Origin of the sequence: Helicobacter hepaticus ATCC 51449, assembly GCF_000007905.1 — a bacterium.
Classification (GTDB): Bacteria; Campylobacterota; Campylobacteria; order Campylobacterales; family Helicobacteraceae; genus Helicobacter_C; species Helicobacter_C hepaticus.
In genome coordinates this window covers 1,090,556-1,106,479 of sequence record NC_004917.1, presented here as the reverse complement: position 1 = coordinate 1,106,479, position 15,924 = coordinate 1,090,556, and the positions used below count along the sequence as shown (strand labels likewise).

Annotated in this window: 14 protein-coding genes; 11 read left to right on the top strand and 3 right to left on the bottom strand. The window is 33.8% G+C overall.

The window, feature by feature from the left end; translation table 11 throughout:
- Window positions 1–155 precede the first annotated feature (155 nt).
- The 7 genes from HH_RS05515 to HH_RS05490 all read left to right on the top strand — a co-directional run bounded on the left by HH_RS05515 (window position 156) and on the right by HH_RS05490 (window position 8,248).
- Window positions 156–1,832: a 2-isopropylmalate synthase gene (locus HH_RS05515; RefSeq protein ID WP_011115977.1), complete on the top strand. Its 1,677-nt coding sequence runs from the start codon at window positions 156–158 to the stop codon at window positions 1,830–1,832.
- Between the two features lie 15 nt (window positions 1,833–1,847).
- Complete coding sequence (gene leuC, locus HH_RS05510; protein WP_011115976.1) at window positions 1,848–3,110, top strand: 3-isopropylmalate dehydratase large subunit; 1,263 nt, start codon at window positions 1,848–1,850, stop codon at window positions 3,108–3,110.
- A 55-nt stretch (window positions 3,111–3,165) separates the two neighbouring features.
- Complete coding sequence (gene leuD / locus HH_RS05505; protein WP_011115975.1) at window positions 3,166–3,663, top strand: 3-isopropylmalate dehydratase small subunit; 498 nt, start codon at window positions 3,166–3,168, stop codon at window positions 3,661–3,663.
- Window positions 3,664–3,679: 16 nt separating this feature from the next.
- Window positions 3,680–4,753, top strand: coding sequence for a 3-isopropylmalate dehydrogenase (gene leuB, locus HH_RS05500; protein ID WP_041309094.1), 1,074 nt, complete (start codon window positions 3,680–3,682; stop codon window positions 4,751–4,753).
- A 260-nt stretch (window positions 4,754–5,013) separates the two neighbouring features.
- Window positions 5,014–5,175: a hypothetical protein gene (locus HH_RS09545; RefSeq protein WP_011115972.1), complete on the top strand. Its 162-nt coding sequence runs from the start codon at window positions 5,014–5,016 to the stop codon at window positions 5,173–5,175.
- Between the two features lie 616 nt (window positions 5,176–5,791).
- Window positions 5,792–7,084, top strand: a complete 1,293-nt coding sequence (locus HH_RS05495) for an MBOAT family O-acyltransferase (RefSeq protein ID WP_432805827.1) — start codon at window positions 5,792–5,794, stop codon at window positions 7,082–7,084.
- A gap of 9 nt (window positions 7,085–7,093) precedes the next feature.
- On the top strand, window positions 7,094–8,248 hold the full coding sequence (locus HH_RS05490) for a hypothetical protein (protein WP_011115968.1): 1,155 nt from the start codon (window positions 7,094–7,096) through the stop codon (window positions 8,246–8,248).
- A gap of 12 nt (window positions 8,249–8,260) precedes the next feature.
- Here HH_RS05490 and gyrB read toward each other — a convergent pair whose 3' ends face one another.
- Together gyrB and dnaN are read right to left on the bottom strand one after the other, a co-directional pair.
- Entirely contained in the window at window positions 8,261–10,579 is a 2,319-nt protein-coding gene (gene gyrB / locus HH_RS05485; RefSeq protein WP_011115967.1) for a DNA topoisomerase (ATP-hydrolyzing) subunit B, read from the bottom strand.
- Window positions 10,580–10,603: 24 nt separating this feature from the next.
- Window positions 10,604–11,665 carry a DNA polymerase III subunit beta gene (gene dnaN / locus HH_RS05480; protein WP_011115966.1) on the bottom strand — a complete coding sequence of 354 codons (1,062 nt, stop codon included), beginning with the start codon at window positions 11,663–11,665 and terminating at the stop codon, window positions 10,604–10,606.
- Window positions 11,666–11,918: 253 nt separating this feature from the next.
- Here dnaN and HH_RS05475 point away from each other — a divergent pair, with 253 nt between their 5' ends.
- From HH_RS05475 to HH_RS05460, 4 genes are read left to right on the top strand one after another with little or no spacing between them, the layout of a single operon-like run.
- The gene (locus HH_RS05475) at window positions 11,919–13,034 is read left to right on the top strand and encodes an MlaE family lipid ABC transporter permease subunit (protein ID WP_041309092.1); all 1,116 of its coding nucleotides are present in this window, start codon (window positions 11,919–11,921) and stop codon (window positions 13,032–13,034) included.
- Complete coding sequence (locus HH_RS05470; protein WP_011115963.1) at window positions 13,031–13,837, top strand: ABC transporter ATP-binding protein; 807 nt, start codon at window positions 13,031–13,033, stop codon at window positions 13,835–13,837. The genes HH_RS05475 and HH_RS05470 overlap by 4 nt, the downstream gene beginning before the upstream one ends.
- Window positions 13,822–14,598, top strand: coding sequence for an MlaD family protein (locus HH_RS05465; RefSeq protein WP_011115962.1), 777 nt, complete (start codon window positions 13,822–13,824; stop codon window positions 14,596–14,598). The genes HH_RS05470 and HH_RS05465 overlap by 16 nt, the downstream gene beginning before the upstream one ends.
- Window positions 14,595–15,191, top strand: a complete 597-nt coding sequence (locus HH_RS05460) for a hypothetical protein (protein WP_011115961.1) — start codon at window positions 14,595–14,597, stop codon at window positions 15,189–15,191. The genes HH_RS05465 and HH_RS05460 overlap by 4 nt, the downstream gene beginning before the upstream one ends.
- A gap of 5 nt (window positions 15,192–15,196) precedes the next feature.
- On the opposite strand, the gene thyX is transcribed toward HH_RS05460, so the two are convergent.
- A complete protein-coding gene (gene thyX / locus HH_RS05455) occupies window positions 15,197–15,847 on the bottom strand; it encodes an FAD-dependent thymidylate synthase (RefSeq protein ID WP_011115960.1) in 651 nt (216 codons plus the stop codon).
- Between the last annotated feature and the right edge of the window lie 77 nt (window positions 15,848–15,924).

Sequence of the window (15,924 nt, the reverse complement as noted above, 5' to 3'; positions counted from 1 at the left end):
CAATAAATTTATTTTGACTATACAAAGTGATACATTAAGGTTCTCTTATAACCTAAAAGCTTTCGTTTTTAGAGAATTTTTATTACTTATGTAGTTTTTATTGCTACAATAAAAGGCTTTTTTAGTAGCAATTTTTTCTTAAATAGGAGTTTCTTATGAGTTATACAAAATATCAAAGAGGCTATTTTATGCCTCCTACGCCGTCTTTAGAATGGAGCAAAAAAGAATATATTGCCAAAGCACCAATTTGGTGCAGCGTGGATTTACGCGATGGGAATCAAGCCCTTATCACGCCTATGAGCCTAGAAGAAAAAATTACATTTTTTAAACTGCTACTAAAAGTTGGATTTAAAGAAATTGAGGTGGGATTTCCTGCAGCGAGTGAAACAGAATATCGCTTTTTGCGCACATTGATTGAAGAGGATCTTATTCCTGATGATGTAAGCGTGCAGGTGCTTACTCAAGCACGAGAACATATCATTAAAAAAACTTTCGAAAGTCTTGAGGGCTGCAAAAATGCTATCGTGCACGTATATAATTCCACCTCTTATGCCCAAAGAGAACAAGTCTTTAGAAAATCAAAAGATGAGATAAAACACATTGCGTGTGAAGGAGCAATATGCCTTAAAGAAAGTGCAGCAGCCACAAAAGGTAATTTTAGGTTTGAATATTCTCCAGAGAGTTTTAGTGGCACAGAAGTAGATTATGCACTTGAAGTGTGTAATGCTGTCATTGATATTTTTGAGCCTACACTAGAAAAAAAGCTTATTATTAATCTCCCTGTAACTGTGGAAATGAGCTTACCTCATATCTATGCAAGTCAAGTGGAATATATGTCAAAGCATCTCAAAAACAGAGAAAATGTGCTTATTTCTCTCCACCCGCATAATGATAGAGGCTGTGCCATAGCAGATGCAGAATTAGGCTTGCTCGCAGGTGCGGATAGAATCGAAGGCACACTTTTTGGCAATGGTGAGCGCACGGGAAATGTGGATATTATCACTCTTGCGATGAATATGCACTCACACGGCGTAGATCCTAAACTTGATTTTAGCAATATCCCCTCCATTTGCGATGTATATGAAAAAGTAACAAAAATGCAGGTGTATGAACGACAACCATATTCAGGCAAACTCGTATTTGCAGCATTTTCAGGCTCTCATCAAGATGCTATTGCCAAAGGTATGGCATATCACAAAGAACATAATTTAAGCACTTGGAGTGTGCCTTATTTGCCCATTGATCCAAAAGATGTAGGGCGCGTATATGAAAGCGATGTGATACGTATTAATTCTCAAAGTGGCAAAGGTGGGATTGCCTATATTTTGCACCATCATTATGGTGTGAATCTTCCGCCACTTTTTAGAGAGGAGTTTTCTTATTATGTGAAAAATATTTCTGACAAAGCTCACAAAGAACTAAGCCCTGATGAAATTTGTGAGATTTTTCAAAATGATTTTGTAAATCTCAACAATACGCTTTGTGTGCAAGATTTTCATTTTACACACATAGATTCTAAACCTTCGCAAGAATTTAATGTAAAATTACACATTCTTTACGCAAAAGAAAATTCTAAAACACAACAAGAAATCACGGGTAAAGGCAATGGGCGGCTTGATAGTATTGCGAATGCTTTAAGAGAGCATTTGAATTTAGACTTTGAAATCATTGATTACAGCGAACATTCGCTTAAAAAAGGTTCTACTTCACAAGCTGTCTCATATGTGCAAATAGAGAGCAAAGGAAAAAAATGCTTTGGAGTAGGTATTGATAATGATATTATTACTGCATCTATATATGGGCTTGTAAGTGCCCTTAATCGCATTATATAAAACTAAGGAGGAACTATGGGAATGACGATGTCACAAAAAATTCTTGCTGATAGAGCAGGGTTAGAATCTGTGCGCCCTAATGATTTAATTATGGCAAAACTTGATATGGTGCTTGGCAATGACATTACCACACCGGTGGCGATTAACGCTTTCAAGGAAGCAAAATTTCAAAAAGTTTTTGACAAAGATAAAATTTCACTTGTAATGGATCATTTCGCACCTAATAAAGATATCAAAGCAGCTACACAAAGTGCTCAATGCCGATGTTTTGCCAAAGATTTTGATATTTCTCATTATTATGATGTGGGCAATATGGGCGTAGAACACGCGCTCTTGCCAGAACAAGGCATTGTAACTATTGGAGACCTTATCATTGGTGCAGATTCTCATACCTGCACTTATGGGGCATTAGGTGCGTTTTCAACAGGGGTAGGCTCTACTGATATGGCTGTGGGTATGGCAACAGGACAAGCGTGGTTTAAAGTGCCTTATGCTATAAAATTTAACCTCAAGGGCAAACTGCGTCCTTATGTCAGTGGTAAAGATGTGATTTTACATATTATTGGCAAAATTGGCGTTGATGGTGCGCTGTATAAAAGTATGGAATTTGGTGGAGAGGGATTAAAAAATCTTACCATTGATGATAGGCTTTGCATTGCAAATATGGCAATAGAAGCAGGAGCAAAAAATGGTATTTTTGAGGTTGATGATATTACAATTAGTTATGCCAAAGGGCGCACAAAGAGAGATTTTAGAATCTACAAAGCAGATGTTGATGCGGAGTATGAGCAAGTTTTTGATATTGACTTAGATTCTATCAATCACACAGTGGCATTTCCACATTTGCCTGAAAACACAAAAGAAAAAGATGATTGGGGCGAAATCAAAATTGACCAAGTTGTCATTGGCTCCTGCACAAATGGGAGATTAAGCGATATGGCAGTGGCTGCAGAGATTCTAAAGGATAAAACCATTGCAAAAAATACACGCTGTATTATTATCCCTGCTACTCAAAATATTTACCTAGAGTGCATCAATCGTGGATATTTAGAAACCTTTATCAAAGCTGGGGCTGTTGTCTCTACACCTACTTGCGGACCTTGTCTTGGCGGACATATGGGGATTTTAGCGGCAAATGAAAAATGTGTCTCTACGACTAATCGTAACTTTGTAGGCAGAATGGGACATATCACAAGTGAAGTCTATCTCTCCTCGCCTGAAGTGGCAGCAGCAAGTGCTGTAAGAGGGATTTTAAGTGCGCCACAAGATATAGCCTAGCTAATGACTTAATAGCACAAAAAAGCAAAATAATAATCTTTAAGGAGTGTAAAATATGAAAGCACAGGGTTTTGTCCATAAATATGGCGATAATGTAGATACAGATGTCATTATACCAGCGCGGTATCTTAATACTGCTGATCATAAAGAACTCGCGAATCATTGTATGGAGGATATTGATAAGGATTTTGTTGCCAAAGTCAAAGAGGGCGATATTATGGTGGGAGGTTGGAATTTTGGCTGTGGGAGTAGCAGAGAACACGCACCTATTGCCATTAAAGCAAGTGGGATTTCGTGTATTATCGCTAAATCTTTTGCGCGCATTTTTTATCGCAATGCCATTAACATTGGACTTGCAATTATAGAATCTGAAGAAGTAGCACAAAGCCTAGAAAATGGCGATGAGGTAGCTATTGATTTTGATAAGGGTATCATTACAAATTGCAAAAATAATCAACAATTTAGCACCACACCTTTTCCACCTTTTATCCAAGAAATCATCAATGCAAATGGGTATTTAAATTGGATTAGCAAACAAAAGGCAAATGCCTAATATATAAGGAGGAGATATGCAAAAACGCATTGCAGTAATATATGGTGATGGTATTGGCAAAGAAGTCATCACACAGGCATTAAAGATTCTAAAAGCAGTAGCAAAAAAATATGAGCATACATTCATATTTGAAGAGGTTTTGGCAGGTGGAGCTGCCATTGATGAATGCGGGGAATGTCTCCCAATGAAAAGTTTGCAAATTTGCAAACAAAGCGATAGTGTGCTTTTGGGTGCAGTAGGTGGTCCCAAATGGGATAATGAGCCTAGCCATAATCGCCCAGAAAAAGCGCTTCTTACATTGCGAAAAGAGCTAGGATTATTTGCCAATATCCGTCCAGCGACACTTTTACCCCAACTAAGCAAAGCTAGTCCATTAAAAGATGAGATTTTAAATCGTGGCATTGATTTTATCATTGTGCGCGAACTCATCGGTGGAGTATATTTTGGCGAACATAAGCTAGAAGAAATCAATGGTGAAAAAGTAGCAAGTGATGCGATGACTTATAGTGCTTCACAGATAGAATCCATTGCGAAAGTTGCTTTTAATATTGCTAGAAATCGCAAAAAAGAAATTGTTTGCGTTGATAAAGCAAATGTGTTAAGTTCTTCAAGATTGTGGCGAGAAGTGGTAGATAAAGTGGCTCAAAACTACAAAGATGTGCATCTTAGCTATATGTATGTAGATAATGCAGCAATGCAAATTTGTCGTGCACCGAGCCAATTTGATGTGATTCTCACTGAAAATATGTTTGGCGATATTCTAAGTGATGAGGCAAGTATCATTACTGGCACTATTGGCGTTATTCCTTCCGCTTCTCTCTCAAATGGCACTTTGGGTATGTATGAGCCTATACACGGTAGTGCGCCCGATATTGCAGGGCAAGATAAAGCAAATCCCATAGGGACAATTCTATCTGCAGCGATGATGTTAGAGCTTTCATTTGGATTAACAAAAGAGAGTGAGGTGATACAAAAAGCAGTGCAAAATGCACTTGATAAAGGCTACCGCACAGGAGATATGATGAGTGAGGGAATGCAGCTTGTAGGCTGTGAGCAAATGGGTGATGTGATTTTAGAATCGGTTATATAATGTTGCCTAAATGGACTAAAAGAGCTTTAAAATTGATGCTAGGATTAAATATCCTCTTTGCTTTGCTCGTTGGATTTTCTTATACTGAAAAATGGATAAATAATCATATTTTTTACACCACAGAAGTTTATGAGGGACTCTAGGCGACCCTAACCCTGATGAATATGTTTTAAAAATAGATAATCTTATTTTGCCTCTTACAAAACAACTTGCATTTGGCCTAATGTTCAATAATGCTATTTACCTAGAGAATATTCCTGATGGCAAAGCGTATATATTTAAATGGTTTTTTGGAAATGTGGGGAGAAATTAAAAATAACAAAAAAAATGGACTTTGGTATAATACAAATTGGCGAAATAAAAAAGAAGTATATAAAGATGGGGAGCTTTTAGAATCTCTTGCAGATTCCAAAAAGAAATAAAAATGAAAAAATCTATAGATACCATAATAGATATATGTATTGCATTATTTAGTATTATTATTTGTGGGATTGTTTCACTTTGCTTTTGGTTTTACATAAGTCTGTTAGAAAAAGAATCTGATTTATATTTATATTTTATAATATTATCTTTATTAATTTGTAAGGTTTTTGGATTTAAATCTTAAACGTAATAATCTCACAAGGAATCCTATGCTCTTCTCCTCCTATATCTTTATACTTGCTTTTTTACCCATAAGCTTATTAGGATTTTATACATTAAGGGCTATGAAGTGCTACTCTCTTGCTAAAGTATTTCTCATTGGTGCAAGTGTATTTTTTTATGGATATTTTAAAGTTGAATATATCTTTATCCTCATCTTTTCTATGTTGGTTAATTTCTCCTTAGCTCATTTTATCCTAAAAGCAACGGGGGGGGGGGAAGCAGTATTTAATTATAGGCATTATCTTTAATCTCTCTTTATTAGGATTTTTTAAATACACTGATTTTTTTTTAGAGAATTTCAATCTCTTTTCCAATCTTTTAGAACTTGATTTTAATATTCCCTTACCTCATATTCTTTTACCTCTTGCTCTCTCCTTTGTAACCTTTCAACAAATTGCTTTTTTAATAGATTGTTATAAAAAAGTAGATATAAGTGATATGCAAGAGGTAAAAGAACGATGCCAAAGTGAGAAATTAGATTCTCAAACCTCAATCAACTTCCTAGATTATGCTCTTTTTATCTGTTTTTTCCCTCAACTCATTGCTGGTCCTATTGTGCATCATAAAGAGATGATGCCTCAATTCCATAGCCTCTTTTTACACTCTTTAAATGCTAAAGTATGGGAGCATTGTGCAAAGGGACTTTTTATCTTCTCCATTGGATTATTTAAAAAAGTATTCATTGCAGATTCTTTTGCAAAGTGGGCAAATGCTGGATTTAATGTTGTAGAAAATGGAGGAGTATTAAATATTGCAGAATCTTGGGCTACTTCACTCTCTTATACTTTCCAACTCTACTTTGATTTTAGTGGATATGCTGATATGGCAATAGGTTTAGGATTATTCTTTGGGATAATGTTGCCTCTTAATTTTAATTCTCCTTATAAGTCTTTAAATATCAGTGAGTTTTGGCGCAGATGGCATATAACGCTCGGGAGATTTTTAAAAGAATATGTCTATATTCCTCTTGGAGGGAATAAAAATACAAAGTATCAACACAGCAGATTCTATACTACCATTAATCAACTCCTTACACTTAGAAATCTTTTTATTGTAGCCTTTCTTAGTGGCATTTGGCACGGAGCAGGCTATGGATTTATAATATGGGGGATACTACACGGAAGTGCAATGTGCATTCATAGAATCTATACTTGGAGTATAAAGAGCATAAGAGGAAAGATAGAGATTTCTTTATCAAAAGACAAAGTCAATGTTAAAGACAATAAAGCAAGTGTGAGTTTCAATGCTGCTTCTGTTATATCTACACATATATCTCATAAATATAAACTTATCTTTTTACATTGTTTAGATACTAAAGTATATAAGTTTTTATGTTGGTTTATTACTTTTAACTTTATAAATATCACTTGGATATTTTTTAGAAGTGAGAATGTAAGTGGAGCAATCAATCTACTTAAAGGAATGTTTGGGATTACTTGGGTGGAATTGCCCCTAAAGGCACATCATATGCCTGCACTCTTAGAACATATTGGTGGAAGGAATGATACGATTATTTATATTATCTTAGGGTTTGTGGTATGTGTGGGAATGAGGAATGGTGTGGAGAGGTTGGAAGGGTTTAGAACGAATGTTTTTAATGCCATTCTTGCAGCTGTATTCTTATGTTACTCTTTATTTGTATTGGGGAGTAACCCCTACACTGAATTTATTTATTTCAATTTTTAAAGACATAAAATGAAAAAATTAAAGAATTTTGCTCAACAAACTATGAATGAAAGAAAATGGATTGTAAGCATACTTTCTTGTGTGACGTGTTTTCTTGGCATTATAGCCTGTTTAAACCTTGCCATTGATCCTTATTTCTTATATGGAACACCCTCTCATAAATATAATTATTTTTTCAACAGCATTAATGAAAGGGTAGAAAAGGTGAATAGGATTTATTATAACAAAAGAGAATCTTATGATAGTGTTTTGCTCGGTAGCTCTAGGGCAACTTATGTTAATCAATATGATTTTGAGGGTAAAAAATGTTTTAATTTTGCTGCAGGGGGTATGGTTCCCTTTGAATATGAATACTATTTGGATTTAATGAAACAAAAAGGACATTCTTTACATACAATTTACTTACAAATAGATTTTTTTGGTTCTAATACTTTAGATAAACAAACAGCTAAAGATAGGGTTAATATAGCATTTGAGCCATTAAATAATCCTTTTAATAGAATCCAAAATATATTTACTGCAAATAAACAATTAAAGGATATTCTAGTAATTAACTTTAACCGAAAACGCAAGGGTGATACATATTATGCAAAAAACGATAAATACTATTCTAGAAATAATATAAAATATCAAGAGAGAATAGAGGAAAAACACAGAATCCCAACTTTAAAATATGGACTAAAGGCATTAAATTTAGGATTTGTTGGAGATAAATATAACTTTGATGAAGAAGTATTAAGAAATATTCTTATCAATGTAAAATCTCATAATCCAAACTCTCAATTTGTAGTTTATACTTCCCCTATACCTGTGATTTTACTCGCAGCTGAAATTAATTTTGCCAAAAGATGGGAAGAGTATAAACAATGGATAAGAATCCATATTGAAGTGTTTGGTGGGATTTATCAGTTTATGGGATTTAATGAAATCACGCAAAATTATAAACAACATCATTTTGACCATTCTCATTTTTATCCCTATGTAGGGAAAATGATTGCTAAAACATTGACTTCAAAAGATTTCACGCCTATAAAAGATTTTGGCATTTATTTGGATTCTCAAAATGTTGAAAACTACTTTACAGAGCTAGAATCAAAACTAAAAAACTATGATATGAACGAGATTATAGAGATTATGAATGATGAGAGTATAAAAACTAATTAGATTCTGTAGAATCTACACATCAAGGTGTTTTACATCTTTAGCGTGCTCTTGTATATAAGCTCTTCGTGGCTCTACCTCATCACCCATAAAAAGTGTGAAAATTTCATCAGTGTTTATGTCATTATCAATTTTAACACGCAAAAGTGTGCGATTTTGTGGAATCATTGTTGTTTCCCATAATTGATCTGGATTCATCTCTCCTAAACCTTTGTATCTTTGGATATAAGCATCTTTTTTTGCACTTTCCTCAATTCTCTCTAAGAAAACAATCATATCTTCATCATTTAAAAATCCTAAATCTCTATCGGCAATTTTCTTATAAATAAATCGTGCTTCTTGGAAGAAATTATCCATAAAAAGTGTGTCATTAATGCTAAGCTCTACAAGTCCAACTTTTGTTTGCACATAAAGCGTAATTTGTTCCTGTGCAGTTGTTTTATTTAAAATATTGCATTCTTTGCTTATAAGATAAGATTCTATATTTTGACTTAATGCTTTAAGCTCTAATGTATCAAACTGCTCATTTTCAACCAAATAACGCACAACTTCAATCATCGGATAACGTTTTTCTAGCTCCTTGAGGATTGAACGATAATGTGAAATAAATTTAAGAATCTCAAGTAATTCACGGTTACCAACACCCTCAAACTTGAAATTTTCAATGCCATTTTCAATTAAGTATTCGCTTAAAGCACGTTCATCTTTAAGATATATTTCTTTTTTGCCCTTTTTATAACGATAAAGTGGCGGTTGAGCAATATAAATATGTCCATTTTCGACTAAGGGTTTTAAATAACGATAGAAAAATGTCATTAAAAGCGTTTGTATATGGCTTCCATCAACATCTGCATCTGTCATAATAATAATTTTGTGATAACGCAATTTTTCTATATTAAATTCTTCACCTATACCACAACCAAAAGCAGTAATCATATTTTTAATTTCATCAGATTTCAAAATCTTATCAAGACGAGATTTTTCAACATTAAGAATTTTTCCACGCAATGGCAAGATTGCTTGGAAAGTCCTATCACGTCCTTGTTTTGCACTTCCACCAGCACTATCACCTTCTACAAGATAAATTTCTGACACACTCGGATCTTTACTTTGGCAATCTGCAAGCTTACCGGGCAAAGTGCCAACAGAAAAACTTTCTTTCTTACGCGTTAAATCACGAGCTTTTTTAGCAGCCTCTCTCCCGCGCGCCGCCATAATAGCTTTTTGCATAATAGCCTTAGCTTCATTAGGATTTTCTTCAAAGAATTTTGAAAGTTTTTCATAAGTGAGCTTTTGCACAATAGGCTTAACAAAAGAGCTTCCAAGTTTGCCTTTAGTTTGTCCTTCAAATTGAGGATCAATAATTTTAGTAGAAATAATCGCCACAAGCCCTTCACGCACATCTTCACCACTTACTTTTGCATCTTTTTCACGTGCATTTGCATTTGCTTCAATATAATTCATAATCGCACGGCTCAATCCTGCTCTAAATCCTGCCTCGTGTGTTCCTCCATCAGGTGTGCGAATATTATTTACAAAACTTAAAAGTTTTTCATCATAGCCTTCATTATAAGCAAGAGCGATTTCAATTTCACTCTCTTGCTCTGTAGCCTCAAAACTTATAATTGATGAAATAAGTGGCTTTTTATTTACATCTTGAATAAATTGTTTTAGCCCCCCTTCAAAGTGATAGATTTCTTCAAATTGTGTGCGTTCATCTTTAAATTGAATGGTAATATTATGGTTAAGATATGCCATTTCTTTGAATCTACGAACAAGAATATCTTTATCAAATTCAAGCACTTCCATTACTTCTCCATCAGGGAAGAACTCAATGGTGGTGCCGTGTTTTTTAGTATTACCGATAACTTCTAAATCGCTTTGAGGGATACCTTTAGCAAACTCTTGACGATAAATATGTCCATTTTTTTTGATAGTCATAATAAGACGTTTAGAAAGAGCATTCACTACACTTACACCTACTCCGTGTAATCCGCCAGAAACTTTGTAAGTATCCTGGTCAAACTTTCCACCTGCGTGAAGTGTTGTAAGAACGAGTGTGGCTGCAGGAAGATTTTCAGTAGGATGAATATCTACTGGGATTCCGCGTCCATTATCTTCAATAATAGCACTGCCTTCCATAGTGAGAGTAATATTGATTTTATCACAATACCCTGCCATAGCTTCATCTATTGAATTATCTACTACTTCATAAATCATATGATGCAATCCACCAGAGTTTGTATCACCAATATACATACCAGGGCGTTTTCGGACAGCTTCTAAGCCTTTTAAAACTTTAATATTACTTGCTTGATATTCTTTTTTTTCCATTGATATGAGCTCCGTTTTTTAATTTTAGAGAATCACAGGCATAATAACAGTTGAAAAATTCTCACTCATTACTACAAATGGTGTATTTGGTTCATTAATACAAAGCGTAAATTCATTTGCATCAATTTGTGAAAGAAAATCTAAGATATATTTAGAGTTAATGCCAAGCGTAAGATTTTCAATGTTTGTTTGCACTTCAATTTGTGTAGAAGCTTCACCACTTTCTTCATTAAGAGATTCAAAAAGCACTTCATTTGGAGAAAGAGTAATTTTGATGTTATTTGCAAGTGATTTGACGAATTGTAAAGCATCAACAAATTTGTCTTTGGGAAGCACGATTTTATGTTTGAATTCTTTGGGAATGATTTTCTCATAATCAGGATATTTACCACTGATAAGTTTTGTATAAAAGGTATAATCATTGTTTTTAAGAATTAAATGTGTAGGATTGTGATAAATTTCAAGTGTATCTACAAAGAGTTTTTGTATTTCATTAATTGCTTTTTTTGGTATCACAAGTGAGAGAGCATTAATAGATGGGTTTTTATATTCAATGAGCGCAAGTCGTCTTGTATCAGTAGCTACAAAATTAAAACTATAATCTTTAATGTCAAGTAGAGAACCATTAAGCTCGTATTTTGGATTATTTGTATCTACAGCAGGATTGATTTTTTTAATGGAATTGAGAAATTTATCAGATTCTATATTAATTTGTGCATTTGCATCATACTCTGGGAATTTTGGGAATTCGTCAGCATTAAACATAGGGAGTTTTGTGCGTGCTTTCCCTTGAGATATGTGAAGAGAATCTTGTTTTGTTTCGATAGTAACATTGTCGTCTTTGAGGCGTTTAATAATATCAAGAATCTGTTTTCCATTGACTGTGGCATTTCCCTGTGCTTGACAAGGAATGTTGATGTAGGATTCAAGCCAAATTTCATAATCTGTGGCTTTAAGGAGAAGTTTATCATCTTGTGCTTCAAAGTAGATATGAGAGGTAATTTGAGATCTGTCTCTTTTGTCAAGGAAATTTTGGCAGTTTGTGAGGATTGTTTCTAATGAGCTTTTTGGAAGTGAGATTTTCATCTGCAATGTCCTTTGTAATAGAATTATTTTAAAGTAGGGGTAGTAGGGAAAGTGAAAAAGTGAAAAAGTGCTACTAATCCGCCTATACTTTTATATTTAAATGTGAAAATTAAAGAGTTATTTTTCACATTATTTCACTTTATTATAACTTAAAAATTCTTAGAGTTTGGATAATTTCTATTTTAGATTACAAGCTTTTGTTATAATTTCTTTCTTTAGATTTTCTGTATATTTTATAATTACATGGTGTATGATGGATTTTAGGATTAGTTTTCAAGGAGATAGGGCACTTATAGAGCTTCAAGGTAGATGTGATTATTCATTGTCTAAAAAACAACGAGAAGCTTTGAGTGAAGCTATTATTTCTCAACATAAGCTCACTATTGATTTTAAGCGAGTTTCAAAAGCAGATTTTGTTTTTTGTGCATTTATTTATGGGCTTATTGTAGATAAGGACACACAAATTATAGGCACAAATACTCGAACAAATGAGATTTTTCAAACTCTTTCTTCTTCGTTACCAAAAGAGAATGAAGAAAATGCTATTAATAATGCTTTTTCGTTAAAGATTTCACATATGGTTTTAATTCCTTTAGGGAAACGTATAGAGCAATTTTTTGAAAGCTTTTTAAATTTTTTAAATTTTTGTGGTATGTGTCTGTGGTATTTTTTTCTTTCACTTCTCTCACCACGCCGTTTTAAATGCGGCTCTATATTTTATCATATGAATGAAGCAGGATTCAAAGCTTTACCAGTTGCTTTGCTTACAGCTTTTATTGTCAGTTATGCAATTGCTTTACAAGGGGTATTGCAATTAGAAAAAATGGGTGTTCCTTTAATGAGCGTGGAGATAGTAGCAAAACTATCTTTGCGTGAATTAGGACCTTTTATTTTAGCTATTGTCATTGCTGGGCGGAGTTCATCAGCCTTTAGCGCACAACTTGGTGTAATGAATCTTACAGAAGAAAATGATGCACTTAAAACGATGAATCTAAGCCTCTTTGATTACCTTATATTACCGCGAGTTTTAGCACTTATAATTGTAATGCCTTTATTAGTTTTCTTGGCTGATAGTGTGAGTTTATTTGCAGCAATGCTTGCAGTAAAAATGCAAACAGGCATAAATTTTATGCAATATTTGGAGAGATTCTATGAATATGTGGGTATTAATCACTTTTTAGTAGGAATGATAAAGGCACCATTTTTTGGAGCGGCTATTGCTCTTGTAGGCTGTTTTCGTGGATTGTATGTCAAAGGTGATACAGAATCTATAGGGCTTGAGACAACAAAAAGTGTAGTTAATGCTCTTTTTTGGGTCATTTTAATTAATGCAATATTTTCAGTTATTACAACAAGGCTTGATATATGAGTATTATTAAAGTGCGTGAGCTTTATACACAATATGGTGATGTTATTATTCACAATGGGATTAGTTTTGATGTGAAAAAAGGTGAAATTTTTGGTATCTTAGGTGGAAGTGGAAGTGGTAAAAGCACATTGCTTAAAAATATGCTTTTTTTGGAAAAACCAACTTCTGGAAAAATTGAATTTTTTGGAGAAAATATTTGGGCATTACCTGAAGATAAACGAGGGAGGATTCTTAATCGCTGTGGAGTGATGTTTCAATTTGGAGCATTGTTTTCATCAATGAATGTGCTTGATAATGTGGCTTTTTTACTTACTCAAAAAAGCCATTATGATACCCTAACTATTAATAGAATCTCAAAGATGTGGTTAGAGTTAGTAGGCTTATCTAAGGAAGTAGCTTATAAATATCCTTATGAGCTCTCTGGTGGTATGAAAAAGCGTGTAGCACTTGCACGAGCTTTAGCCCTTAGTCCTGATATTTTATTTTTAGATGAACCTACAAGCGGGCTTGATTTACAAAGTTCGGAACGATTTGACACTTTGATTATTAAGCTTAAAGAAGTATTGAAAATTACGATTGTAATGGTAACACACGATTTAGATTCTATTAAAGATAGTGTAGATAGATTGATTTTACTTGAAGATAAGCATATTGTATTTGAAGGCACATTGTCTGAACTTTATCATCAAAAACAGCAAGGAGATAATCAGGCAAAAATCTTTTCAGGACAACGAGGGATAAGATTTTGGCAAAGTTTTGAAGAAAATATATCAAAAGGAGATAATAAATGGAACGCAATGTAAAATATGTGTGGATTGCCACACTCTTTTTTATTATTTTGATATTAATGGTTGCTTTTATATTGTGGCTTAATCGTTTTGAAATAGATTCTACACGATATACACAATATTATGCATATAGCTCTGATGAAGTAAGTGGTGTCAGCGCAAATACACCTATACGTTACAAAGGTATTAGTGTTGGAAGAGTGCAATCTGTAAGCTTTAAAGATATTAAAGAAGGCACAATACAAATTCAAATGCTTATAGATTCTCAATTATATGTGCGTGAAAATGCTAAAGTCATCATTAGCTCTCAAGGATTGGCAGGAGCGAATTATCTTTCACTTATTCAAAGCAATGGAGGAGAATTGCTTCAAAAAAATAGCGAGGGCAAAAAGGTGCTTGAGCTTGATAAGGGAAGTATTGAAAAGATTATGAGCAAAGCAAGTGAGCTAAGTGATGATATGGCATCTTTACTTAAAAGTCTTAATAATGGTTTGAATGAAGAAAATCTCCAAGAAATTAATATAATGATTAAAGAATTAAGCAACTCTGCACACAATCTCCAAAACATAAGCGCGCAAATGAATAAAAATATGCAAAGAGGTGAATATAATTTACGTGAGATTCTCACTCCTACACTCTTTCAGCTTCAAGGGAGCTTGCAAGATATGAGCAAATTTTTTAACCAAGCTTCATCATTTATAGACAAAATGGACAAAGACCCTTATAATAGTCTCTTTGGTAAGCAAAATCAATCCTCACAAAAGGATAAAAAATGAGATTGTATATTTTATGCCTATGTATATTTATGTTTGGAGGCTGTGTTGATATTAAGATTGCCTCTGAAATGCAAAAAATAGAGTATTTTACTCTGCATACACCAGATACACAAAAACAAGGAGAACAAGCGTGTAAGGTTCTTAATTCTAAAAACATCGGATTGCTTGATATATATGCCTCTACGCCTTTTGATAGTAATTCATTGATACTATTTGATAGCAAAACTTTGCAAGTGAGTGAGATTAAAGGAAAAAAGTGGATAAATTCTCCAAAAGAAATGCTTAAATTTAAACTTCTCTCAAAGCTACAAAACAAATGTTTTCAAGTATCTATCCAGCCCTTTGGCACGCAAAAATTTGATAAGATTCTTAAAATATCTCTTTTATCTTTGCAAGTGCTTAATGAAAAAGGAACTTATAGCGCACAAATAAGTGTATTTTATGAGGTTATGGATATGAAAACATATATTCATAATAAAAGTGCCACTCTTACTTCTAAAGTGCCTTTAGATTCTATTTCTGACCAAAATATCGCTCTTGGATTTGCCCGTGCAAGTGATGAGGTGCTTGATAAAGTATTAAAAGCATTATAATTTTTTCAACATTCTTGCACACAATCTTGAAAAATAAAACGATGTTCTTCTGGCAATGCGTTAAATATGCTAAAGGCTAAAGCACGAATCTCCCAAAGCGCAGATTTAGAAGTGCGTAAAGAAAGGAAATTTTGCAAACTTCGTGCATTAATACTAAAACTTAGCTCTGTGCGATAAGATTCTGGCATAGCAAATTTAGCGACGTCATTGCTGACATTATTACACAAAATCTCGCGTAAGTTTTCAAGTGCTTTAAGTGAGGCAATATCAACTTCCTTATTATTTGTAAAAACAACAAATTGCTCTGCACGAGCAAGATTCTCATCATTAACAGGGAGAAAGCTTGGAAGGTTTTTTAGTTCTTTGAGTGTATAACGCGATGATTTTACGCTATAGCTTGCGAGGCGATGACGCGCAAGTTCTTGCAAACACGCTCGTGAAATCCCTTTAATATAAAAATTATAATATAAATGTTCCAAAGTGCTTGCGTGTTTAAATTTATTGCCCACTCTATCAATGAGTTCAATGTCTTTTTCTCCACCATTATCGCCCTTATCAAAGCTCTGCCAGCAGGTGCGAATGGCATTGCTGCAAATATGCAATGGTGTGTAATGCAAAAGAGTGATAATGATATTGCAAGGTATGGTTTTTTCCATTAGGGATTCCTTTTAGGATATTGTGAGGTTTGCTTGAATACAATCTTAACGCAATTTAAAAAATTTAATATAAATGA